The following is a 21,865-nucleotide window of genomic DNA, read 5'->3' as shown; positions in this document are numbered from 1 at the left end:
AACAATGAATAAAAAATTACCCATTTATGCTTGTATCGCCATCGTGTTGATCAAGTTTTTGTTTCTTTTGACGCATCATATTCAGGAGGATGCGTTGATCACTTGGCGTGTCGCTCAGAATCTTTTGGACTACGGCGTTATAGGTTTTAATGGCGACGAAAAAATCTCATCTTCTACGACGCATACTTATGTTTTCGTCTCTTATTTTTTCAATTTGATTTTTGGGAAAGCGTATTTTATGTATCCGCTTCTCATTTTTAATTCAGTTTTGTTCACAATAGGAAGTTATTTTCTCATGAAAATGTTGTTAAAAGAATATTGGCAACAAGCGGTTTTCATTGTGCTATTCGGGATTTTGCCACCGTCGATTAAGATTTCAATTCTTGGGATGGAATATGGTATTCTTTTCTTTTTAGAAATGTCTTTGCTGTATTATGGATTTTATCAAAAAAAGAACTGGGCGTTATTGCTTTTTCCACCACTGATTTTGTTTACGAGAATCGATACGGTTATCTTTTTAGGAATCGTTTTTATTGTTGATTTAATTTGGAATAAAAAAATAAATTGGCGTTACATTTTAGGTGGAATAATCGGTGTTGGCGTTGTGTTAGCATTTAACTGGTTTTATTTTGGAGAAGTTGTCAACAATACGATTACTGCGAAAAAATTGGCTTATCATAAAGAATTTTCAACGAGTCTAAGTTGGAAGTATTTCTTGATTAATTATGGCAACTATTGGGGAATGTTAAAGATGACGGCTAGCTTTAATCCTTATACGATTTTGGTGTTGTTGTTTGAGTTGTGCGCTTTCATTTATTTAGTAACAAAAAAGAATTCTCGTAACATTATTTTATGGATTATTTTTCTTTTTGCTTGGGCTAAACAAATTATATTTATCTCTCAAAAATCTTATTTCGATTGGTATTATTGGGTGCCACAGATTTTGTTATTTGCGGTGATTATTGTATTTATTTTAGAACAAAAAACAAAACCAAATCTTTGGATGGCTTTGTTGCTCTTATTTTACATTATTCCGATGCTTGCTTATCAAACCATACATTCTATCGCAACTGGAAATGGCGAATGGAATTACAGACGAAGCATTGGATTATTTTTGGACAAGTATGAAAAAGATAAAAACCAATGGATTTTCCTAGAGCCAGCAGGTTTTGTTCCTTATTATTCGCATCTTAAAACTATTGATGAAGTTGGTCTGGTTGATCGTGGTGTTCAAACCGAAATTGTAAAGGACAAAAAGCATTATTGGTTTAATACCATTAAAAACAGACAACCGAAATATATTTTGGCTTACAAAGATATTTATCAAGATCCTGAATCTGAGTATTACAAAGAGCATTATAAGCTTCTAAAAGAGTTTAGAATTAAAGATCATCTTAAAAGTGATAATCCAATTTTGGAAAAAATTTATAAACTAAAACCTTCTGGTAGAGATTATAATTTGTACGAAAGAATTAAGTAGTAATTGTGATTTATGAATTATGAATTATGAATTATGAATTATGAATTAATTTTGTAAAACCTAAAACCTAAAACCTAAAACCTAAAACCTAAAGATGAAATTTTGTGCATTTCTTCGTGGCGTCAATGTCAACGGAACTTCCATGAAGATGAAAGACGTTTGTGACGTTTTTTCAAATTCGGGAATGCAGAATGTACAAAGCCTTTTAGCAAGTGGTAATATCCTTTTTGAATCTGAAAATGATGCTGAAACTTTAAAAACAATTTTAGAGAAAGCGATGTCTGAAGCATTTAGTTATGAGGCTTTTTTGTTTGTCAAAACTTTGGAAGAAATTGAATCTATTGCAGAAAGTACACCTTTTGAAACTAAAGAAGAATTTCATAATTATGTTTTTATTTCAGATAAAAATACAACGAAAAATTTGCTAGCTTTTTTCGAAAACGCTAAAAACAAAGACCAAGAATCTGCCAAAATTGTCAAGGATGTGTTCTATTGGCAGACTCCGAAAGGAAATACTTTGCAATCCGACTTTGGCAAAATTTTGGGAAAGAAAAGTCTAAAGGATAAACTTACAAGTCGTAATTTTAACACCATTGAAAAAATTATAACAAAACTGAAATAATATGAAAAAAAATTTCATCGGAGCTTTAGTTTTTATAGGTATTTCCATGTTTTCGCAAGTACAAAAATTTGAATTTGTAACGAATGTGCCCGATGCCGAGCCTAGTTATGTGATACTCCCGAACAAAGATTCTTCTCAACAAGAATATATGCTAGGATATATTTATTTTGATGGTATGGCTGGATATTCTTTCCGTGCAATTGGTGAGTTGAAGGTGCTTAATAATAAATTATCATTTTCAGTTCCTGAAGAGTTTAAGAAATCGATGCATGTTTCACGCGTCGGAAATTTTGGGTTAAAACTTGCAAAGCTTAATTCAAAAACTATTGAAGAGTTAAAATTGCAAAATCCTCCTGATTGGCTTGCAACTTACTATTCTAATAATCCACCAACCAATGAACAACTTTTAAAAAGAGCGAGTATGCTGAATGGTGGTGGCGCTCCTCAACTTGCTTTGCCAAGATTGAAATCATTATATGATAAAAATTTTAGAAGTCAGGATTTATATTTCGAATTAGCCTTTGCTTACAACGCTTTGAAAGATTTTCAAAATGCAGAAAAAATTACAGATGAAGCGATAAAATTAAAAAAGGATAATGACAATTTGAAGAAGGAATATGTTTATGCATTGGTTAATCAAAAAAAGATTACAGAAGCTGAGGACTTTATGGTAGCAAACGAAAATAAGTTTAGTAATGATTTTGCAAAGTCAGAATGCTATTTGAATATTGGGGTTTATAGCGCACATTTTGATAAATTAGATGTTGCAAAAAAATGGTTGGCAAAACTAAGTTTACAACCAAATGCATCCAAGTTTCAAAAAAACATAGACACGATTACTTCAATTATAAAAGAAAAAGAAAATCAGAAAAAATAATGATACAATATTTAGAAAACATAAAGCACAAAGATTCCAAAAACTTCTTTTTAATTGCTGGACCTTGTATTATCGAAGGTGAAGATATGGCGCTGCGTATTGCAGAAAAAGTGATTGAAATCACTGATAAGTACAATATTCCTTACATTTTTAAAGGAAGTTTTAAAAAAGCGAATCGTAGTAGAGTAGACTCTTTCACAACAATTGGTGAAGAAAAATCTCTAGAAATTCTTAAAAAGGTTGGCGAAACATTTAACATTCCGACAACAACCGATATCCACGAAAACGAGCATGCAGCTTTGGCAGCGCAATATGTTGACGTGTTGCAGATTCCAGCATTTTTGGTTCGTCAGACCGATCTTTTGGTTGCTGCTGCGAAAACTGGAAAATGTGTAACACTTAAGAAAGGACAATTTTTATCACCAGAAGCGATGCAATTTGCGGTTCAGAAAGTGACAGATTCTCACAACCAAAAAGTGGCGATCATCGAAAGAGGGAATTCTTTTGGATACACAGATTTGATTGTTGATTACCGTGGAATCCCGACCATGCAACAATATGCGCCAGTTATTTTGGATGTAACGCATTCTTTGCAGCAACCTAACCAAAACTCGGGTGTTACAGGTGGACGACCAGAACTCATTGAGACGATTGCGAAAGCTGGTATTGCTGTGGGCGCCGATGGATTGTTTATTGAGACGCATCCAACACCAGAAACGGCGCTATCCGACGGCGCAAATATGCTAAGGTTAGACAGATTAGAAGATCTTATGCAAAAATTGACACGCGTACGAGAAGCGATTATTTAAAAATAAAAAAGGAGTTTGATAATATCAAGCTCCTTTTGTTTTAGTGGAAAAAATTTTACAACAATTAAAAATCTGAATGATTTTTTAATATAACAAAGCTAGGTTATTTGTATTTTGTACATAGTTTTTTGTGATTAAAAAATAATTAAAAATTATCATGTTAGATAATTATTTGATTAATTTTTCTTGTCGCGCTTTTTCTAAAAGATTGTTTTTTAAAATTGTATCTCCTCTGAAAATATATTCTATCGAATCTCCTTTTCGTTTAGAAATTGAATCTCCAATTTTATAATTGTATTCTAGCAGCTTTTTCTTCCCATCACTGTATTCAACATAGCGAGAGTTGTGTTCTTTTTCATTGTTATATATCCGATTAACTTTAGCATATTGTTCTATAGACAACAATTTATTAATTGTAGATGTATTATTTGTAACCACGAGATATATAATTAAAATAACAAATAACAGGATGAAAAACCTAAAAATAAGTTTCACGGTTTTTTCATCAGAGTTATTCTCTGTCAAATCGTGAATATCATTTTTTTTCCTGTCAATTGCGGAAGCAAATATTTCTGATTAACCCATCGCAATTTAGTAGTCTGAAAATAATTTTGTTTTTGCTAAATTAAATAAATAAAAAGAAGAAACTTAGACAATCTTTTTACAGATTTCAACGTTTTTAGACTTTAGATAATCAACATTAATCGTATATTTAACGGCAAAAAAAACGAAGCATTGAAAAATTTTATTTCCTTATTTCTTTTGATGACGCCTTTGGCTGTTTTCTCTCAAATTAACTTAAAAGTATTAGACGAAGATGGTAATGCAGTGGGGCAAGCAAAAGTGACATATAACAATCAAGAATACCAAACCGACAATAAAGGTTTTATTAAAATCCCTTTAGGAACAGAAGTTACAAGCTTATCGGTGGAAAAAGAAGATTTCAAATCTTTTACTAAACAAATTCCTCTAACGCCAAAAACGCAGAATCTTAATGTCTTGTTTATACCTGTTACAAAGGTTAATGAGATTAAAGAAGTTGTTTTCCAAAAGAAAATTAAACCCAAATCCAATGACCTTAGTTCTGTTGAGATTTCGCCAAGAGAAGCACAAATTGTCGCTTCACTTTCTGGTGGTGTGGAAGGTTTGATCAAGACGCTGCCGCAATTTAACTCCAATACCGAACTTAGTTCGCAGTATATGGTGCGCGGTGGTAATTATGACGAAAACTTAATTTACATTAATGACATAGAAATCTATCGTCCATTCTTAGTTAGAAATTCTTTGCAAGAAGGGATGAGTATCATTAACCCAGATATGGTGGGCTCACTTAACGTTTCGGCGGGAGGTTTCGAAGCACGTTATGGTGACAAAATGTCGTCTGTGCTTAACATCTACTATAGACAACCTCGAGAATTGGAACTTTCTGGTGAAGCTTCTCTTATCGGTGGCCGTTTAACTTTAGGTGGAACAACTAAGGATAAAAAATTGTCAGCTTTAATAAGTGGAAGATATCGTAATACGAATTTGGTATTAAATACACTTAATGAAGATACAGACTTTAATCCTCAGTATATGGACTTTCAGTCATATATCAACTATGATTTTAATGATAAACTAAAGTTATCGTTTTTAGGATATTTTTCGAAAAATGATTACGAAATGATTCCAAAACAAAAAGAAGTTGAGTTTGGATCATTATTACAGCCAATTCGTTTGACTGTGGGTTATAATGGTAAGGAAGACGATCAGTACAAAAACATGATGGGGACATTAAGCCTTAACTACAAACCAACCAAACAATGGAACCTTGGCGTTGATGCTTTTGCTTACCAAAACCGTGAGCGCGAATATTATAGTATTGCTTCTGGTTATATGTTGCAGGCTTTTAACCCCGAAACGGGCGATCCAGAAGCGACTTACGATGCTGGTGGACAAATCGACCATGCTCGTAACGACCTTAAAGTTCGTACGATGGGCGCACAAGCAAGAGCACGTTTTTCTCCTAATGTAAATACTGACTTCGAAGTTGGTGTTAAAGTGGAAAAAGAAAAACTACAAGATAATACTAACGAATGGCAATTGGTAGATTCTTTAGGTTACAGTACGCCAAGAGATTTTATCCTTCCAGGAAATCTTGATGCTTCTGCCTTAAAGTTAAAATACCACATGGCTGGTGTTAATGATATCGACGCCACGAGATTATCAGCTTATGCTCAATATTCTCAAAAATTCAATTGGGGTGATAACAAAGTTTTTGTGAATGCTGGTGTGCGAGTACAAAACTGGAGTTTTAATAAAGAAACTTTGGTCAGTCCAAGAGCTCAGTTTGCTATTAAACCTGATTGGGATATGGATATGTTATTCAAGTTGACGGGTGGTGTCTACTATCAAGCGCCTTTTTATAAAGAGATTAAAGATCTTAGTGGCGATTTTAACCCAAACATCAAAGCACAACGTTCTTACCAAATTATCTTAAGCAACGATTATGAATTCCGTATCGGAAATGCAAAAAATTCGAAACCGTTTAAATTAACAACGGAAGCCTATTATAAGAAGTTTGATAACTTAATTCCCTATTACTTGGATAATGTTAGAATTCGTTATTCTGGTAAAAATAATGCAGAAGGTTATGCTTATGGTTTGGATACAAGATTGTTTGGTGAATTTGTTCCGGGTGTAGATTCTTGGATTTCTGCAAGTTATGCTCGCGTTTACGAAAATATTGAAAACAAAGGTTATATCCCAAGACCAACCGATCAAAGATTTAGATTTTCGTTGTTCTATCAGGATTACATGCCGAAGTTCCCGAGTATGCGCGTTAACTTGACCTTAACTTATGCAAGCGGATTGCCGTCTGGTACGCCGGTTATGTTCGATAGCAATGGACAGCCAGATTATACTGCGGCTTATACTTTCCAAAAAACTCTTCCGGCTTACAAGCGTGTAGATATTGGACTTTCTAAAGTGTTTATTGATCAAAAGGACAACAAAGTAACGGGCGGATTCTGGGGTAACTTCCGAGAATTGACTTTAGGTGTACAAATTTTCAATGCATTTAATATCAATAATACGGTTGCAAATCAATGGGTGAATGATGTTAACAGCACGGCTTATTATCCAGTTCCGGTTCGATTAACAGGACGATTTTTTAATGTGAAATTAGAGTTTAAACTATAAAAAAATGCTTCGCAATTTTGCGAAGCATTTTTGTTTTAGGCTGTGTCCCTTCGCTCGCTAACTTTCGGCGCTTGCTACGCTGCGCCTATAGTTCCTCGCTTGGGTCGGGCTGTTCGCTATATCTTGACGGACTCCCTCGGACGGCTCCGCTGCGCTCCGCCGCCTCACTCGCCCGCAAGGATGCCGCTGCCATCCCTCACAGAAAGTGATAATAAGAAAATTTCTTCATCCAAATCAGAATCCCGAAATTTGTGTATAAATTAGGAATTAGGAATTAGGAATTAGGAATTAGGAATTAGGAATTAGGAATTAGGAATTAGGAGTTAGGAGTTAGGAATTAGGAATTAGGAATTAGGAATTAATTTTGCCATAAGCCATAAGCCATAAGCCATAAGCCAAAAACTAAAACAATAAAAATGAATATAATATTAGCATCGACTTCCACATTATTTGGAGGACAATATTTAGAATACTTAAAACCACAATTAGAAAAACTTTTCGCCGACGTTGACGAGATTTTATTTATCCCATTTGCACGTCCAGGAGGAATTTCGCATGAAGAATATACTGCGAAAGCTGTAAGTTTTTTTTCGACAATTGGTAAAAAAGTCAGAGGACTTCATGAATTCGAAAATAAAGCCGAAGCCATTAATCAAGCAAAAGCTTACTTCACAGGAGGCGGAAATACTTTTCTATTGGTAAAGACATTACACGAAGAACATTTGATGTCAGTTTTAAAACAAAATGTAGAATCAGGGAAAGCTTATTTAGGTTGCAGCGCAGGAAGCAATATCGGTGGTGTTAATATGAAAACCACTAATGATATGCCGATTGTGAATCCGCCAAGTTTCGATTGTATGGGATTGGTTCCATTTAATATTAATCCACATTATTTGGATCCTAATCCAGATTTGCACCACAATGGCGAAACCCGCGAAACAAGAATTTTAGAATTTCTGACGCAGAACGATCTTAAAGTTATTGGACTACGAGAAGGAAACTGGATCAGAAGAATTGACAACAAAATTACGGTTGAAGGCTCACAACTAACCCGAATATTCGAGCAAGGCAAAGAACCTTACGAAATCGAATCGGGAAGCGAGTTATAATTACAAATAATAAAAATGAAATTACAGAAAGAAATAGACTTTATATTGGCGGTTGATGCGCTAAAAAATGTTAATCGAAGAAACTATAATGCTGACGACAGTCGTCGCGAAAACACCGCTGAACATAGCTGGCAGATTATCATTTTGGCGCAGATCCTTCATCCTTACGCCAAACACAAAGAACAAATTGATTTGTTACGCGTGATCAGGATGTTGTCGATCCATGATTTGGTTGAAATTCATGCGGGAGATACTTTTATTTTCGATGAAGCTTTAATGGAAGGAAAATTCGAGCGTGAAAAAATTGCAGCACGCAAGATATTCGGGATTCTTAATGAAGATCTAGCCGAAGAATTTTATCAGCTTTGGATTGAGTTTGAAGAAGAGAAAACACCTGATGCTATTTTTGCTTGTTCTATCGATCGTATTATGCCATTCATCTTAAATTCTTATACAGAAGGAAAAAGCTGGACAGAAGCTGGTGTTACCTCGGAGCAAGCACGCAAAATTATCGAAAATGCGGTGAAGCGCTCGTCGGACGAAATGGGCGAAGTTTTCGATGTTCTTATTGAAAAAAATATTGCTGAAGGACGATTGAAATAAAATTATCTCGGTTAGAATAAAAAACGTAAAGCTTTGGCTTTGCGTTTTTTTTATGGTTTAAAAGTTTAATAATTATAAATACTTAGACATCATATTTCAAGTGACACAATTCTAATGAATTGGAAATTTTATCTCTTTTTCAAATTTAGTTAATGTTAATTCTAATTTATTTTTTTACTAAATGTATGAGGATCACATTTAATAATTGTACCACGTATTAAGTATTTTGTTTTAAATTTGATTTAATTCTAAATTTAAATATGAAAAAAATATTATTTGCACTTTCTATTTTGGCGGCATTTTTCTTGGGTTTTGGTTTTAAAACTTTAACCGATACAAGCTGGAAGTCTGATAAAAATCTGAAACGTGTTACAGGCATTGGCGGGATTTTCTTTAAAGCTAAAGATCCAAAGGCGCTTCGACAAAGGTACAGCGATCATCTGGGACTTAGTGTCAACGATTATGGCTCGGTGTTCGAGTGGTATCAAGGCGCAGACAATTCTAAAAAAGGCTTTACGCAATGGAGTCCTTTTAATGAAAAAATTAAGTATTTTCAACCATCAGAAAAAGAATTTATGATTAATTATCGTGTACAAAATCTTTAAAAATTAGTCGAAGTTCTTAAACAAGAAAATGTTAGCATTCTAGATAAAATTGAAACCTACGATTACGGAAAATTCGTACATATTATGGATATCGAAGGTAACAAAATTGAGCTTTGGAAACCCAACGACATCGAATATGAAAAAATGGGGAACAGCTTGAATTATAAAACCACAAAGTAAAATTTGTGGTTTTTTTAAGTATTTTATTCTTCTTGTTTAATAAGTTTTTTCTTAGTTCTAAAATCGATATACCATGAGAAAATGATTTCGAATAAAAATGCGAAGGGAGTCATAATGAATATGCCAAGGACAATGTAACCATGTTTCAATCCTTTTTCGTCAGTCAGCCAATCGATAAAATCAAAACTGAAAATGTAGATTAAAGAATATAAAATCGAAATAATAAGACTTCCTAATAAAACACTATAATTGAATTTGTTAGGTCGTTTTTTTCGAAGTTTTACAACCCAACGATAATGGAAATAAGCCATTATTACTAAGAAAATGGAAGCAATACCTAGTGGATCAATCATTATCAAAAACTTTGCAAAGAAGGATATTTTTTTAGAATATACAATTTCAAGATTGTCGTGGGTTAGATGGTCGATGTTGATTTGGTAGTCATTATTTTCCAATCTTTTTGCACTTCCGATATTGGTTGATCTTATTTCAGTATCAGGTGTCAGATGCAAAAAGACGGTAATAGGACCAAAAGATTTCCAATATTTTGACGGATAAAGTGCGTATTCAATTTTAAATTCGCGCAAAATACCATAGACATTATATTCTGGGCTTCCGATATATTCTAAAGTGATGGTGTTTTCACCTTCTACCAACGGCGCTTCGAAATATAGATTTCCATTTACAGGGATTGTATAATCTGTCTCACCATCGAAGCTCACTTTTTTTTCGTTACCAAGATCATCAGCAGGTTTAAGAAATGGAAACTTTTCAATCGAATTTTTGTTAGATGATTGGTAGTTTACTTTTTTAGCATTTACCATAATGTAGTCAGGCCTTGTAAGTCCATTACCAATAAAAAGCAAAGGCAGATTCGCGGTTTTTGAGCTTTTTATTTTGTAAGAAACTTTGTAATGCAAATCAAACAACTGATACTCATTGTACTTTGCAATCGCGGTGATATCTATCCTTTCGCTAATGACATCACAATCTTTACTTCCTAATAATGTCGAACCACTTGATCCATCCACAGTCGGTTTCGCCATGTTGGCCCATGCTAAAGTATTGACAAATAGTAGTAAAGTAAAGCTCAAAAATCTTATTGTTTTCATTTATTTCGTTTAAAATTAAAATTGGGATTCGTGTTGATGTCTTTCTTTTTTTTAAATCGTGTTAATTACTTCCTAAAAATAAGATTTGTAAAGAAAATAATATGCTAACCAAATGTACAAAAGCCAAAGCAGCTGATGCAAAGGCGTTTTTTCATATTGTAATTTGTTTAAAAATAAAAATATATTTCTAGTTTTTAGAATGTCGAATCAATTTTTTTTAAATCTTTTCATTTTTATTGTAAAATTTTTAAGTTAGAGCAGTTGATTTTTTTTATATTTAAAAAAGGAAAAAGTAAAACACTAAAAATGAAATTATTCCGAGTATGTTTTCTAACAATTTGTCTCCTAAGTTCTTGCTCTGACAAAGCACAAAAGCCAACATCATCAAGCGAAAAAATTGTAAAAACAACAACCACATCAGAAAAAATTCCGTCGCAAGAAGAGATCGCGAAAATGCTTCAGTCGAAGAAAGTTGAAAAAACTGTGACGTTTGACAAGGATAAATTTAGCCTCGCTTTTAATATTAAAATGAAAGCCAAAAACCGTGCAGAATCTCTGTTTTTATGGCAACTTGGCGATCTAGAATTGAATAGTGAAAGCAATAATTTCTTTAGCTTTGGTTTCGAAGATGAGTTAGCGTATAAATTTAATAATCTCGATCAAGGTGCGATGAATCTTGTGTGGACAGACAAGCAAGATGCGGTGACGATTGCAAAGGTTAAAGAACAATTAAAAGATGTTGATGTAGTTTATTATTCTGATAACGAGAGTATTGTCTACCGCGACGGAGGTTCGGTTAACAGTATTTATTTTAAATATTTAAAAGAAAAAAAAGCCTTTGCTATATTCTTTTCATCGAATGATCATTTTTCGTTTGACCTAGACATTCCTCAAAAATTAGAGCTTGCGATTAGTCAATTGTCTTTGGCTAAAAATTTTTTTAAATCTGCGCCAGCCTCATTGTCAAAAGATTGGGAAGCTTATGAAAAAAGCTTGAATAGTCTCGATTTAGAAACGATTAAAGAAACAAAATCCGAACTCACAAAAAGTTTAGAATCTGCTAAAGAAAAGCAGTTTTCGAAATTAAAATTAATGTCGATCGAAGTGATGCCAATTTCGACAGATGCTAAAAAATCGTGGATTACGCTTCAAAATTATTATTCTAAAAAGATAAAAGATATCGACGATAATCTCTTCCCAAATTCTGAATCCTCTTTTGCAAAGTATAAAAATTATAAAGTCGAATATTCGGATGCGGACGCCATGATTTTAGAATTGACGGACGTTTTTGACCAAGTCGCTTATGCTGCCATTTTGAAAACTAAAATCCAAAATAAAGAAGTGCTTTTAGCTACGAAGAATATTTCCAGCTGGGTTAATGATCGACATTCTAAAGAAATGGCTTATTTTTATTTAGAGATGTTTCGACATTTTTCGAAGTGATTAATGATTGTTTGAAGTTTTAAATATAAAGCACTGTCAGTCAGAGCAAAGCGAAGGATCGGAGAGTGTGATTCTTCCTTCGTCTGAATGACAAAAGCTATGTTAAAATTTTCCGTTACGCTTAATAATGGATACTCATCTTAAACTTTAACTTTTTAATTAAAATATGATAACAAAACTGCTTTATCTTTAGCTTTTTAAAAACCTCAAATCCTCTCCAGCTCGTCCGCACTAATCACCGTTTTGAAAGTTCCGTAATTAACAGTGATTTTATTCTTGTTAATCATTTCGATCGTACCGACGCTGGTACTTCCGGAGATGCGAACACGTTGCCCAATTTTCAACCAAAGTGCGCGTTCTTTTTGACGTTTTTCTTGGATTTTTTCATTGGTTTCGGCAATTTTTTCGATGACTTCTTCTTTCTTCAGTTGTTGTGTAATTTTACGTTTTACAACTTGTAGACGTTTGGATTCATCTTTGTCTGCACCAACTTTTCGGAATTTTTCTTGTTCCAAAAGTTTAACAAAATCTTTAACAACATCTTTACGCGATTTTCCTTTGGTATAGCTGTCTATAAAGGCTTCGACTTTGTTTCCGAATTGCAATTTGCGATGCTCGTCTTCATACAATTTCTGAAAATTAAACAACTTTTGTTGCAATTGTTCATTCAGTTTGTGAAGATTATCACGTTTGTCTTCGACGGATTCTTTTCGTGTAGTAAGGTCAGATTTTAGTTTTTCGACTTCGTATTTTTCCTGTTGAAGTTTTACAATTGTTTTGTCAAGATTAACGATGTCGTGCTCAACTTTCTTTTTTGCATTATGAATGATGAATCTCGGAATTCTATTTTTCTCAGCAACTTCAAAAGTAAACGAACTTCCTGCCTGACCGATTTCTAACTTGTACATCGGCTCCAAAGTTTCTTCATCGAAAAGCATTGCCGCATTCATAGCATGTGGAAGTTGCTCCACAACCAATTTTATATTGGTGTAATGCGTTGTGATAATCGCATAACTTCCTTTTTCGTAGAAAAATTCTAGAAAAGCTTCCGCCAAAGCACCTCCCAATTCTGGATCAGATCCTGTCCCAAATTCGTCGATTAGCAATAACGTATTGTCGTTGGCCTCACGAATGATGCTTGCCATTTTTTTGAGTCGAGAAGAGTAGGTAGAAAGATGATTTTCAATCGATTGGTTATCGCCGATGTCTGTCATTAATTTATCAAAGAAAAACATCTCCGACTTTGGATGGACAGGAACCAAAATCCCCGTCTGAATCATCAATTGAAGCAATCCTAAAGTTTTTAACGTAATAGATTTTCCGCCAGCATTTGGGCCAGAAATACAGATGATGCGATTCTTCTCAGAAAGTTCTAACGTCTGCGAAAAAATCTCTTTGTTTTCGGCTTTGTTTCTTAACCAAAGTAAGGGATGGAAAGCGTTAATCAGTTTTAAGCTTTTGTGACGATTAATTTTTGGTAAAACGCCATTAATCATTTTTGCAAATCTAGCTTTTGCTCGGATGATGTCGAGGTCAAAAATGTAATTTTGATAATCCTCTAGTTGCGGCTGAAACTCCGTAAGTTCGGCGGTTAGTTTTCGAAGAATTCTGTCAATTTCTTTTTTTTCTTCTTCTTCATTTTCTCGAAGACGAAATTGATGTTTAATCACACTTTCTGGCTGAATATAAGTGATAGATCCTGTTTTGGAAACACCTAATGTCCGGCCAGCAACTCTTTTTTTGTAACCAGATTTAACAGCCAAAACGCGTTGGTCATCGATAATACTTTCACGAATATCATCCAAAAAATCACCTTGCGCAAGCGAAGATAATGCGCGATTAAAATTCTCCTGAATGGCTTTTCTGGCATGTTGAATTTCGCCTCGAATTGTTTTTAAATCCGAAGATGCATCACTTTTAACTTCTCCAAAACGATTAAAAACTTTTGCTATTTTATCAATGATTTCTTTTCTAAAGTCTAAATCTTTAACATCATTATTAAGATTTGGGAAAACTTCTATCAACTTTGGAAAGTAATTTTGAAGCTTGCCAACTTGCTCTGTTAGGTTTTTAATCTTGACAAAAGCATGGTTTTCTAGTCGATAATTCTCGATGTGCATGACCTTTAACGCATCTTCGATGTCTTCATACTCATCAAAAGGAATAGCATTTTCGCTTTCGTAAGAACTTAGGAATTCGGATGTTTTTTTTAATGATAATTCGGCTTCATCAATAGACATTGGTTGAAGCTCGAGGATTTTTTCGGATATTTTGGGAGAGTAGGCGAGTGGCGCGATTTCGGCCAACAAGCGCGGAAACTCTAATTCTTGTAAATTTTCTTGACTGACTTGCACACGACAAAGATAAGAAATTGAAGTGATAGATATTATGTAATAGGTTTCAGGTATTAGGTGGCAGTTTGTAAATCAAAGTTAGCAGAAGATGTAACTGCTGCATTTTCCATCACATAATAATATCGAGAACCAGCTCTGTCACCGTCATAGAAATATAAACTATGTGTTTGCGCTGCATTGTAAACCGAACCTGTTAAACGAACTCTCAGATCATTGTTAACTTGCTTGTCATAACTAATTTTTGCGTAGACTGAAGGACTTGTTCAACCTGTAGTATTTTGGTTAAATCGGCCGTTGGTAACAGCCGCCATTCCTAAAAAGCCATTTTTTTAATATGTCTTAAATGATTGTGTATAGAAGTACAAAGAAATATGGATGTTAATTGAAGAAAAAGTATTCATTAGTCGATGAATAGGACTTTTGAGTGACAAAAATCAAGGTTTGGGAACTCTGTTTTGATGAGAAAAATTGTAATTAATAGAATTGAATTTTCATAATGAAATCAATGACATCGGCAAAATGAATAGGTGTAAAACTAGTGTCTATTTCTAATCTCACATTTTAAAAATAAAAAAGCCCATTTGTTTAAAAATAGGCTTTGTAATTTATTTGTTGATTTGATTGGTTTCGTTAAGGTTGTTAAAGATATCTGGGAAAAGTGCGGCTATCGCAAAGTATCCAATTATCATTAATACAATAACTACAAACAAAACAATAACAAATATTGGAGGTTTATTTTTTAGATTTTTCATAATATAAAGTTTTGATGTACTAAATATTGATGCAAAAATCATTCTTATTTTGTATTTGTTTTAAATAAACGAATAAGTTTTAAAATATTTTAATTAAGAACTTGTAAAAAAGTTTTGAGTGTAAAAACAAAAAAAAGCAAACATTAAAAATGCTTGCTTTTAGTACTCGGAGTGGGAATCGAACCCACACTCCTAGGAACACGAGTTTGAGTCGTGCGCGTCTACCAATTCCGCCATCCGAGCGTTGTATTGAGGTGTGCAAATATACAAATATTTCGTTTTAGTAAAAATGTTTTCATTGTTTTTTTAATTTGGAAATTCTATTTATTTGAAAATCAATTTCAAAAATTTAAAATTCTATTTCCAAACCATCATAAGCAGGCTGAATATGTGATGGAAGTTCGGCTACCAAATCATCATGAAAACCTAACAGATGAGAAATATGTGTCAAGTAGGTCATTTTTGGTTTTAATTCTTTCACTAATTCTAAAACTTCAGGAAGTATAAAGTGCGAATGATGCGGCTGTTCCTTACGAAGACAGTTGATAATGAAAAAATCAAGATTTTTGAGTTTTTCTTTCTCGGTATCAGAAATGTGATTAGCATCTGTTACATAAGCCATATTTCTAAGTTTGTAGCCCAAAATTGGCAATGCAGAATGCATTACATCAATACTTGTAATGTCTTCTCCAAAGACTTCGAAATGCTCTGTTGCTCTTTCTATCATGAACGATGGCGAACCAGGATACTTTTCTTCAGCAAAGGCATACGGAAAACGGAATTTAATCTCTTTACCAACGCGCTCTTGACAGTAGAGTGGCATTTCCATTTTGTTTTTAAAAATGAGAGGGCGTAAATCATCCAACCCGATTACATGATCATTATGTTCGTGCGTGATGAGTACCGCGTCCACTTGTTCTTCGTGATTCGCAAGCATCTGTTGACGAAAATCTGGACCACAATCAATAAGGATTTTTTTGTCATTATCAAGTGTGATAATAACCGACGCGCGAAGGCGTTTGTCCTTGGGATTTGTTGATAAACAGACAGGATGGTGACTGCCTATAATAGGGATTCCTTGGGAAGTTCCGGTGCCTAAAAATTTAAGCCGCATTCGTTAGATTTGGATTTATTTTGGTAAATTTACAAAAAATTCTACATGTCTGTTATTCATCAAAAATTAACACCAAAACAAAAAGCTTTAGCAATTAATTTAGATAGTTCAATTTACGGAACTTTTGCGGAAATTGGAGCGGGACAAGAGACAGTAAGATATTTTTTCCGTGCTGGGGCGGCATCACAAACAATCGCAAAAGCCATGTCGGCTTACGATAAAGACTTTAGTGATGCTATTTATGGAAAAGAAACTAAAAACCGCTACGTAACCCAAAATCGTCTTCGCAAGATGCTTCGCTATGAAGTTGGCTTGGTGGAAGAACGTATTTCTCGAGACAACAATCCAGGGAAAAAATTCTTTTCCTATGCTAATACTGTAACAACCATCAATTTTGATAAAACCATGAAAGGTCATGGTTGGGTGGGGATTCGTTATCAATTGTCAGAAAATGAAAATTATAACGAGATTGTTATACATGTCAAATTCAATGACAATGACGCAACTTTGCAACAAGAGACTTTGGGTGCTTTGGGCGTTAACTTGATATACGGTGCGTTTTATTATGCAGATAACCCAAGAAGATTAATCGATTCCCTTTATGATGAATTGTCGACAGACCGTGTGGAAATCGATATGATTGACTTTAATGGTCCATGTTTCGAATATGTTGATAATCGATTGATGAGTTTGCAATTGGTGAAAAAAGGCATGACCGATGCTGTTATTTTTAATTCTGAAGGTAACAATATGCTGCCAGCAGATATTCTTTATAAGAAAAATATTTTCGCGGTTAGAGGAAGCTTTAGACCAGTTACAAAAGTGAACATCGATATGTTTGTCAATGGACTCGATATGTTCTTGAAAGACGTGGGCTGTACTAATGAAGATACGCAAGTTCTTTTCGAAATTACCATTGCAAATCTACGTGCACACGGCGATATCGACGAAAGAGACTTCCTAGATAGAGTGGATGTTTTGGCTAAGTTAGGTTATACGATTATGATATCTAACTTCTCAGAATATTACAGAATGGTGGAATATTTCTCAACCTATACCAATCAGAATATTGGTGTTGCGATGGGCGTTAACAACCTTTTGGATGTTTTTGATGAGGAGTATTACAAAAATCTATCAGGTGGAATTTTGGAGGCTTTTGGTAAGTTTTTTAAAAAAGATATGCGCGTGTATCTTTATCCGTACAAAGATGCTACAACAGGCGATTTGCTAACTTCCGAGAACTTGAAAGTCCAGTCAAATCTAAAAGAACTTTACAAATATTTTAAACTAAATAAGAGAATTGTTGACATCAAAGATTACAATCCTCAGTTTTTAGAAATCTATTCGAGAGACGTTCTCAAAAAAATCAATTGCCACGAATGCGGTTGGGAAGAGCAGTTGCCGAAAGGTGTTGCCGAAATTATTAAAGATCGTGGGATGTTTGGTTACAAAGAGGTAAGTCTTATCGATTAATATTATTGAAAATGAACGAATTAAAAAAACGTGCGAGCCTAATTCTAGATGCGCCAGATACCGATGTTAATTCTAAATTATTAAAAATCTGCCAACTTCTTGACCAAGAGATTGACTATTACAATTGGACGGGTTTCTATTTTAGAAATGGAGATAAAGAAGAGTTGATTTTAGGACCTTATGTTGGTGCAGAAACTGATCATACGGTGATTCCGTTTGGGAAAGGGATTTGTGGGCAAGTTGCCGTTTCTGGAGAGATTTTCGTGGTTCCAGATGTACATGCGCAAGACAATTATCTGTCATGTTCGATTGATACAAAATCCGAAATCGTTGTTCCGATCTTTAAAGACGGAAAAAACATTGGCCAAATCGACATCGACAGTCACAAGATTGATCCTTTCACAAAGGCCGACGAAGAGCTTTTGCAATGGATTTGCGAGAAAGTTGCCGAGATTATTTAATCATAATTTTTGAGGCATGGATTTACAAATTGCCATCAATATCGAGACTTCTAAGTTTTACGCAATTATAGAATATTTGCAAAAAAGTTCTTGGAAATTGATTTGTTAATACAGTCATTTGGCTTTTGATAAAGGCGTTGATTTCGATTTTTATCAGTTTAAAAAAGATCAAGAAGAAATCTTATTCGCTTGGTCGAATTGGTTTGAAGGTGAAATAAAATCTTTGTCACATATTTTGGAAAATCTTTCCAACGAATTTGATTTTAAACTCCGCTTTGGAGAAGCAGAATATCTCAACAATGACAACATTATCGAAGAAATGAAATCTGTACTAAGTTTTCATTGGATTTAATCTTACATAAAAAACAAAAAGGCTAACCTGGAAAATTAGCCTTTTGTTTTGGAAATTGTTCAAAAAATATTTATTTACCAAATACTTGTAAAACTATTTTTCCGTTGTATTATAAATAAAATCACAACAGTCAAATTATTTATTATGAAACTAAAATCTCAACTTTTTTTACCAGTTTTTTATTACTTGTTTTAAGTTCTTGCTCCACCAAATATGTGACGCCAGGCGGCGATGTCAAATTTTCGGAATTGGCGGACGAAGACATTTCTAAAGTTTTGTCTAACAAACCAACAGCTGAATTTCCCGTAACGATTGCCATTGCAAGAATCCAAGCGCCGAGATATTCTAATTATCGTTATTCTCAAAATGAAAATCAAGCCAATAATGGAAATTTTACGATAATCTTGACACGAGATGCAAACGAGGAAAAACAAATTCAAGAGATTGAAAAACTGCAAGGCATCAAACAGATTTCACCATTCAACAGATTGTTGCTTCCTTATAATTATAGAACGATAAAAGATTTGCGTTTGGCTGCTGCAAAAATGAAAGCACAAATGCTCTTAGTTTACACGTTTGATACAGAATTTTCTGTCGATGCAAAGAATTTTGGACCTCAAAATGTTTTTGCTTTGGGCTACCTTAAAAACAAAGAAGTGAAAGTGAGAACGACCTCTTCTGCGGCTTTGTTTGATGTGCATACAGAATATTTATACGGTTTGACAGAAGCAACGGATGAAGTTGAGAAAAAATCTTATATTTGGAAAGAAAATCAAGATGTAGATAATCTGCGATTAGAATCCGAAAACAAATCGCTTGAAAAACTATCCAAAGAAATTGTAAAAATCTGGGACGGAATTTATCTAGAGTATAAAAAGTAGTTTGATTTAAATTCTCTTTACTTACTTTTTAAAACCTCCGAAACCAAGTTTTGATAATAATCTCCGATGTGCGCAATTCGGGTGCCGTACCAAGAAAAAGCTTCGCCATCAACAATTTTGATGATTTTGTTGGGATAAATTTTCTGAAGTTCTTCGACGTGCTTTTCTTTAAAAGGATAAGGTTCTGAAGACAGAAAAATAACATCAGCATCCGCCAAATCTGTTAGCTCAAAACTTGGATAACGTTTTTGATTGGCGAAGAAATTTTCGAAACCGATGTCTTGTAAAACATGATGAATAAAAGTGTCGCGACCAATGCTCATAAAAGGATCTTTCCAAATAAGATAAGCGACTTTTAATTTGGTTTTAGCTTTTTCAAAATTAAATTGCTCCTGAATTTTAAGATTGAATTGTTGTGCAACTTCTTTTTTGTTAAGTAAATTTCCGAGGTTTTTTAGCAAATAATAATTGTCTTCCAAAGTTTCGACGTGCGTGACAATCACTTTGTGCGTTTGCATTAATTCTTCGACTTGCTCTTTAACGTTTTCCTCTTTGTTGGCGAGGATGATGTCGGGGTTTAGAGATTTTATCTTTTCAATATTAATGTTTTTGGTTCCGCCAATTATCGCAACATCTTGGACTTTATTTTTGGGATGAACACAGAATTTTGTTCTGCCAACAACCTCTTCGGAAGTCAATCCAAAATCAAACAAAATCTCTGTCAACGACGGTACCAAGGACACAATTCTCATAACTCAATATTAAAAAGAAACTCCATCAAAAATAAACCTTTTGATAGAGTTTTTATTGTTTTAATTAAAATTGTGACAATTCTTTACATAAAACTTTCAACGAATTTTACCCGAATTGACGATTTATAATTAATCTTCTTTTTTAGTGGTCTTTTTAGTTGCAGGTTTTTTAGCTGGTTTTTCTTCAGCATCCTCAGTTTTTTCAGTTGCTTTTTTAGTCGTTTTTTTAGCTGGTTTTTCCTCAGCTGCTGGCGCTTCTTCTACAACTTCCTCAACTTTTACAAAGCTTTCTGGTGTAATGTAACCCGCTTTTTGCAAAAGATTATACCATTGCGCTAATTTTTTGATATCAGACTCGTATACTCTTTCTGTATCGTAGTTAGGAAGCGATTCTTCCATAAAAGTCTTAAGCTCGTCACTTTTTGACTTGTGGTTAATCGTTTGTTTGAAATCGTATTTTTTAGCAATATTTTCAAATACTTCAAATAACGGAACTTCTTTATCAAAAGTGAACATCGCGATATTGTCTAGCAAGCTAACTTGGCTAGAGTTTGAGATGCTAACTTTCTTTTTAGTTGTGATATCTTCAACAATAAATCCATTTCTTAATTGAGAAACTAATTTGAAAAGTCCTGGTTTTCCTGAGATTGAAATTATTTTTTCTAACTGCATTGTTTCAATGTTTAGTCGTTGTTTATTTTTTTCTTATTTATTTTAAATTATTTCGGAAAGCGCATTTTGTAGTTAACGCCTACATCGCCGTTAGCGATTTTTTGTAGTTTTCCTTTTACCAATTTCTTTTTTAGTGCGCTTAGGTGATCCGTGAAAAGTATACCATCGATGTGGTCGTACTCATGTTGAATAACGCGCGCACGAATATCCGAAAAAGTATCGATATGTTTCACAAAATTTTCATCAAAATATTCAATTTTGATAGTTTCTTTGCGTTTTACATCTTCTCTAACTTCCGGAATCGATAGACAACCTTCGTTGAATTTCCACTCTTCACCGCTTTCTTCAAGGATTTGCGCATTGATAAATACTTTTTTGAAAGTCTTAAGTTCTTCCGCAATATCTTCGTAATCTTCGTCGTCTGCAAGTGGCGTGATGTCCACGATAAAAAGTCTAATGTCCAAGCCAATTTGTGGCGCAGCAAGGCCAATGCCGTTAGCACCATTCATGGTTTCGAACATATTGTCTATCAAAGTTTGTAACTCAGGATAATCTTTGTCGATATCGTGAGCCACTTTTCTTAATATTGAATCGCCAAAGGCGCGTATTGGTAAAATCATTGTTGATCTAAAAAATTTTGCAAAATTATGGTTGCACTTACACGGTCAATAAGACCTTTTTCTTGTCTTTGTTTTTTATTTTTTCCGCTTTGACTTATAAAAAATGAAGCCATTTTGGAAGTAAAACGCTCATCCAAACGATGTACTTTTTTATCAGGAAATTCAGTTTCAAAAACTTTTAAAAACTGCTGAATGTCCGTTTCTATTTCAGAAAGTTGTCCTTTGAGGTCTGTTGGTAAGCCAACAACAACCGCTTCTACATTATTCTTGCTGAAATAATCCTTTAGGAAATCGATCAACTTTGGCGTTTCTACAGTCGTCAATGCACTTGCGATAATCTTAGCATCATCGGTTGCAGCGAGTCCTGTTCTTACTTTTCCGTAGTCAATTGCGAGGATTTGTCCCATAGGTTTG

General features: G+C 34.0%; 22 protein-coding genes and 1 tRNA gene. 13 read left to right on the top strand and 10 right to left on the bottom strand.

Annotation, left to right across the window (positions count from 1 at the left end; translation table 11 throughout):
- Positions 1-4: 4 nt before the first annotated feature.
- The 4 genes from AC23MB_RS03815 (at position 5) to kdsA (ending at position 3,788) form a co-directional block, all read left to right on the top strand.
- Positions 5-1,480, top strand: a complete 1,476-nt coding sequence (locus AC23MB_RS03815) for a hypothetical protein (protein WP_487786551.1) — start codon at positions 5-7, stop codon at positions 1,478-1,480.
- A gap of 94 nt (positions 1,481-1,574) precedes the next feature.
- A complete protein-coding gene (locus tag AC23MB_RS03810) occupies positions 1,575-2,102 on the top strand; it encodes a DUF1697 domain-containing protein (protein ID WP_487786550.1) in 528 nt (175 codons plus the stop codon).
- Between the two features lies 1 nt (position 2,103).
- On the top strand, positions 2,104-2,979 hold the full coding sequence (locus tag AC23MB_RS03805; RefSeq protein WP_487786549.1) for a tetratricopeptide repeat protein: 876 nt from the start codon (positions 2,104-2,106) through the stop codon (positions 2,977-2,979).
- A complete protein-coding gene (kdsA, locus tag AC23MB_RS03800) occupies positions 2,979-3,788 on the top strand; it encodes a 3-deoxy-8-phosphooctulonate synthase (protein ID WP_487786548.1) in 810 nt (269 codons plus the stop codon). Before AC23MB_RS03805 ends, kdsA begins: the two co-directional genes overlap by 1 nt.
- A gap of 168 nt (positions 3,789-3,956) precedes the next feature.
- Here the strand turns inward: kdsA and AC23MB_RS03795 are convergent, their stop codons facing one another.
- The gene (locus tag AC23MB_RS03795) at positions 3,957-4,190 is read right to left on the bottom strand and encodes a hypothetical protein (protein WP_487786547.1); all 234 of its coding nucleotides are present in this window, start codon (positions 4,188-4,190) and stop codon (positions 3,957-3,959) included.
- Between the two features lie 363 nt (positions 4,191-4,553).
- Between AC23MB_RS03795 and AC23MB_RS03790 the strand changes: the two genes are divergently transcribed.
- From AC23MB_RS03790 to AC23MB_RS03775, 4 genes are all read left to right on the top strand, one after another.
- The gene (locus tag AC23MB_RS03790; protein WP_409508308.1) at positions 4,554-6,968 is read left to right on the top strand and encodes a TonB-dependent receptor plug domain-containing protein; all 2,415 of its coding nucleotides are present in this window, start codon (positions 4,554-4,556) and stop codon (positions 6,966-6,968) included.
- A gap of 416 nt (positions 6,969-7,384) precedes the next feature.
- Entirely contained in the window at positions 7,385-8,077 is a 693-nt protein-coding gene (gene pepE, locus AC23MB_RS03785; RefSeq protein WP_487786546.1) for a dipeptidase PepE, read from the top strand.
- A gap of 15 nt (positions 8,078-8,092) precedes the next feature.
- Positions 8,093-8,680: an HD domain-containing protein gene (locus AC23MB_RS03780; RefSeq protein WP_487786545.1), complete on the top strand. Its 588-nt coding sequence runs from the start codon at positions 8,093-8,095 to the stop codon at positions 8,678-8,680.
- A gap of 260 nt (positions 8,681-8,940) precedes the next feature.
- A complete protein-coding gene (locus AC23MB_RS03775) occupies positions 8,941-9,285 on the top strand; it encodes a hypothetical protein (RefSeq protein WP_487786544.1) in 345 nt (114 codons plus the stop codon).
- Between the two features lie 203 nt (positions 9,286-9,488).
- Here AC23MB_RS03775 and AC23MB_RS03770 read toward each other — a convergent pair whose 3' ends face one another.
- Complete coding sequence (locus AC23MB_RS03770) at positions 9,489-10,577, bottom strand: hypothetical protein (RefSeq protein WP_487786543.1); 1,089 nt, start codon at positions 10,575-10,577, stop codon at positions 9,489-9,491.
- A 306-nt stretch (positions 10,578-10,883) separates the two neighbouring features.
- Here AC23MB_RS03770 and AC23MB_RS03765 point away from each other — a divergent pair, with 306 nt between their 5' ends.
- On the top strand, positions 10,884-12,020 hold the full coding sequence (locus AC23MB_RS03765) for a hypothetical protein (protein ID WP_487786542.1): 1,137 nt from the start codon (positions 10,884-10,886) through the stop codon (positions 12,018-12,020).
- Between the two features lie 206 nt (positions 12,021-12,226).
- Here the strand turns inward: AC23MB_RS03765 and AC23MB_RS03760 are convergent, their stop codons facing one another.
- From AC23MB_RS03760 to AC23MB_RS03745, 4 genes are all read right to left on the bottom strand, one after another.
- Positions 12,227-14,374, bottom strand: a complete 2,148-nt coding sequence (locus AC23MB_RS03760; RefSeq protein WP_487786541.1) for an endonuclease MutS2 — start codon at positions 14,372-14,374, stop codon at positions 12,227-12,229.
- Between the two features lie 605 nt (positions 14,375-14,979).
- Positions 14,980-15,126: a hypothetical protein gene (locus tag AC23MB_RS03755; protein ID WP_159447643.1), complete on the bottom strand. Its 147-nt coding sequence runs from the start codon at positions 15,124-15,126 to the stop codon at positions 14,980-14,982.
- 163 nt (positions 15,127-15,289) lie between these two features.
- Positions 15,290-15,369, bottom strand: a tRNA-Leu gene (locus tag AC23MB_RS03750).
- A 106-nt stretch (positions 15,370-15,475) separates the two neighbouring features.
- The gene (locus AC23MB_RS03745; protein WP_487786540.1) at positions 15,476-16,240 is read right to left on the bottom strand and encodes an MBL fold metallo-hydrolase; all 765 of its coding nucleotides are present in this window, start codon (positions 16,238-16,240) and stop codon (positions 15,476-15,478) included.
- A 45-nt stretch (positions 16,241-16,285) separates the two neighbouring features.
- Here AC23MB_RS03745 and AC23MB_RS03740 point away from each other — a divergent pair, with 45 nt between their 5' ends.
- From AC23MB_RS03740 to AC23MB_RS03725, 4 genes are all read left to right on the top strand, one after another.
- The gene (locus AC23MB_RS03740; protein WP_487786539.1) at positions 16,286-17,713 is read left to right on the top strand and encodes a TonB-dependent receptor; all 1,428 of its coding nucleotides are present in this window, start codon (positions 16,286-16,288) and stop codon (positions 17,711-17,713) included.
- 11 nt (positions 17,714-17,724) lie between these two features.
- Complete coding sequence (locus AC23MB_RS03735) at positions 17,725-18,174, top strand: GAF domain-containing protein (RefSeq protein ID WP_487786538.1); 450 nt, start codon at positions 17,725-17,727, stop codon at positions 18,172-18,174.
- A 118-nt stretch (positions 18,175-18,292) separates the two neighbouring features.
- The gene (locus AC23MB_RS03730; RefSeq protein WP_313028071.1) at positions 18,293-18,526 is read left to right on the top strand and encodes a hypothetical protein; all 234 of its coding nucleotides are present in this window, start codon (positions 18,293-18,295) and stop codon (positions 18,524-18,526) included.
- Between the two features lie 215 nt (positions 18,527-18,741).
- Entirely contained in the window at positions 18,742-19,407 is a 666-nt protein-coding gene (locus tag AC23MB_RS03725; protein ID WP_313028073.1) for a hypothetical protein, read from the top strand.
- A gap of 17 nt (positions 19,408-19,424) precedes the next feature.
- Here AC23MB_RS03725 and AC23MB_RS03720 read toward each other — a convergent pair whose 3' ends face one another.
- The 4 genes from AC23MB_RS03720 to ruvX all read right to left on the bottom strand — a co-directional run bounded on the left by AC23MB_RS03720 (position 19,425) and on the right by ruvX (position 21,858).
- On the bottom strand, positions 19,425-20,159 hold the full coding sequence (locus AC23MB_RS03720; RefSeq protein WP_313028075.1) for an ABC transporter substrate-binding protein: 735 nt from the start codon (positions 20,157-20,159) through the stop codon (positions 19,425-19,427).
- 129 nt (positions 20,160-20,288) lie between these two features.
- Positions 20,289-20,831, bottom strand: a complete 543-nt coding sequence (locus AC23MB_RS03715) for a DUF5606 family protein (RefSeq protein WP_313028077.1) — start codon at positions 20,829-20,831, stop codon at positions 20,289-20,291.
- 47 nt (positions 20,832-20,878) lie between these two features.
- Entirely contained in the window at positions 20,879-21,451 is a 573-nt protein-coding gene (def, locus tag AC23MB_RS03710; RefSeq protein WP_079667078.1) for a peptide deformylase, read from the bottom strand.
- Positions 21,448-21,858 carry a Holliday junction resolvase RuvX gene (gene ruvX, locus AC23MB_RS03705; RefSeq protein WP_079667079.1) on the bottom strand — a complete coding sequence of 137 codons (411 nt, stop codon included), beginning with the start codon at positions 21,856-21,858 and terminating at the stop codon, positions 21,448-21,450. Before ruvX ends, def begins: the two co-directional genes overlap by 4 nt.
- Between the last annotated feature and the right edge of the window lie 7 nt (positions 21,859-21,865).

This window comes from Soonwooa sp. T0.1_25, from assembly GCF_057652215.1.
Note: the sequence above shows the minus strand (reverse complement) of the source record. Positions and strands in the feature narration are given on the sequence as shown.

Coding starts and splice junctions, on each gene's coding strand:
- AC23MB_RS03745 (WP_487786540.1), bottom strand. CDS start 16,240: ATGCGGCTTAAATTTTTAGGCACCGGAACTTCCCAAGGAATCCCTATT.
- ruvX (WP_079667079.1), bottom strand. CDS start 21,858: ATGGGACAAATCCTCGCAATTGACTACGGAAAAGTAAGAACAGGACTC.
- pepE (WP_487786546.1), top strand. CDS start 7,385: ATGAATATAATATTAGCATCGACTTCCACATTATTTGGAGGACAATAT.
- AC23MB_RS03810 (WP_487786550.1), top strand. CDS start 1,575: ATGAAATTTTGTGCATTTCTTCGTGGCGTCAATGTCAACGGAACTTCC.
- def (WP_079667078.1), bottom strand. CDS start 21,451: ATGATTTTACCAATACGCGCCTTTGGCGATTCAATATTAAGAAAAGTG.
- AC23MB_RS03715 (WP_313028077.1), bottom strand. CDS start 20,831: ATGCAGTTAGAAAAAATAATTTCAATCTCAGGAAAACCAGGACTTTTC.
- AC23MB_RS03735 (WP_487786538.1), top strand. CDS start 17,725: ATGAACGAATTAAAAAAACGTGCGAGCCTAATTCTAGATGCGCCAGAT.
- AC23MB_RS03790 (WP_409508308.1), top strand. CDS start 4,554: ATGACGCCTTTGGCTGTTTTCTCTCAAATTAACTTAAAAGTATTAGAC.
- AC23MB_RS03740 (WP_487786539.1), top strand. CDS start 16,286: ATGTCTGTTATTCATCAAAAATTAACACCAAAACAAAAAGCTTTAGCA.
- AC23MB_RS03780 (WP_487786545.1), top strand. CDS start 8,093: ATGAAATTACAGAAAGAAATAGACTTTATATTGGCGGTTGATGCGCTA.
- AC23MB_RS03805 (WP_487786549.1), top strand. CDS start 2,104: ATGAAAAAAAATTTCATCGGAGCTTTAGTTTTTATAGGTATTTCCATG.
- AC23MB_RS03720 (WP_313028075.1), bottom strand. CDS start 20,159: ATGAGAATTGTGTCCTTGGTACCGTCGTTGACAGAGATTTTGTTTGAT.
- AC23MB_RS03775 (WP_487786544.1), top strand. CDS start 8,941: ATGAAAAAAATATTATTTGCACTTTCTATTTTGGCGGCATTTTTCTTG.
- kdsA (WP_487786548.1), top strand. CDS start 2,979: ATGATACAATATTTAGAAAACATAAAGCACAAAGATTCCAAAAACTTC.
- AC23MB_RS03815 (WP_487786551.1), top strand. CDS start 5: ATGAATAAAAAATTACCCATTTATGCTTGTATCGCCATCGTGTTGATC.
- AC23MB_RS03765 (WP_487786542.1), top strand. CDS start 10,884: ATGAAATTATTCCGAGTATGTTTTCTAACAATTTGTCTCCTAAGTTCT.
- AC23MB_RS03770 (WP_487786543.1), bottom strand. CDS start 10,577: ATGAAAACAATAAGATTTTTGAGCTTTACTTTACTACTATTTGTCAAT.
- AC23MB_RS03755 (WP_159447643.1), bottom strand. CDS start 15,126: ATGAAAAATCTAAAAAATAAACCTCCAATATTTGTTATTGTTTTGTTT.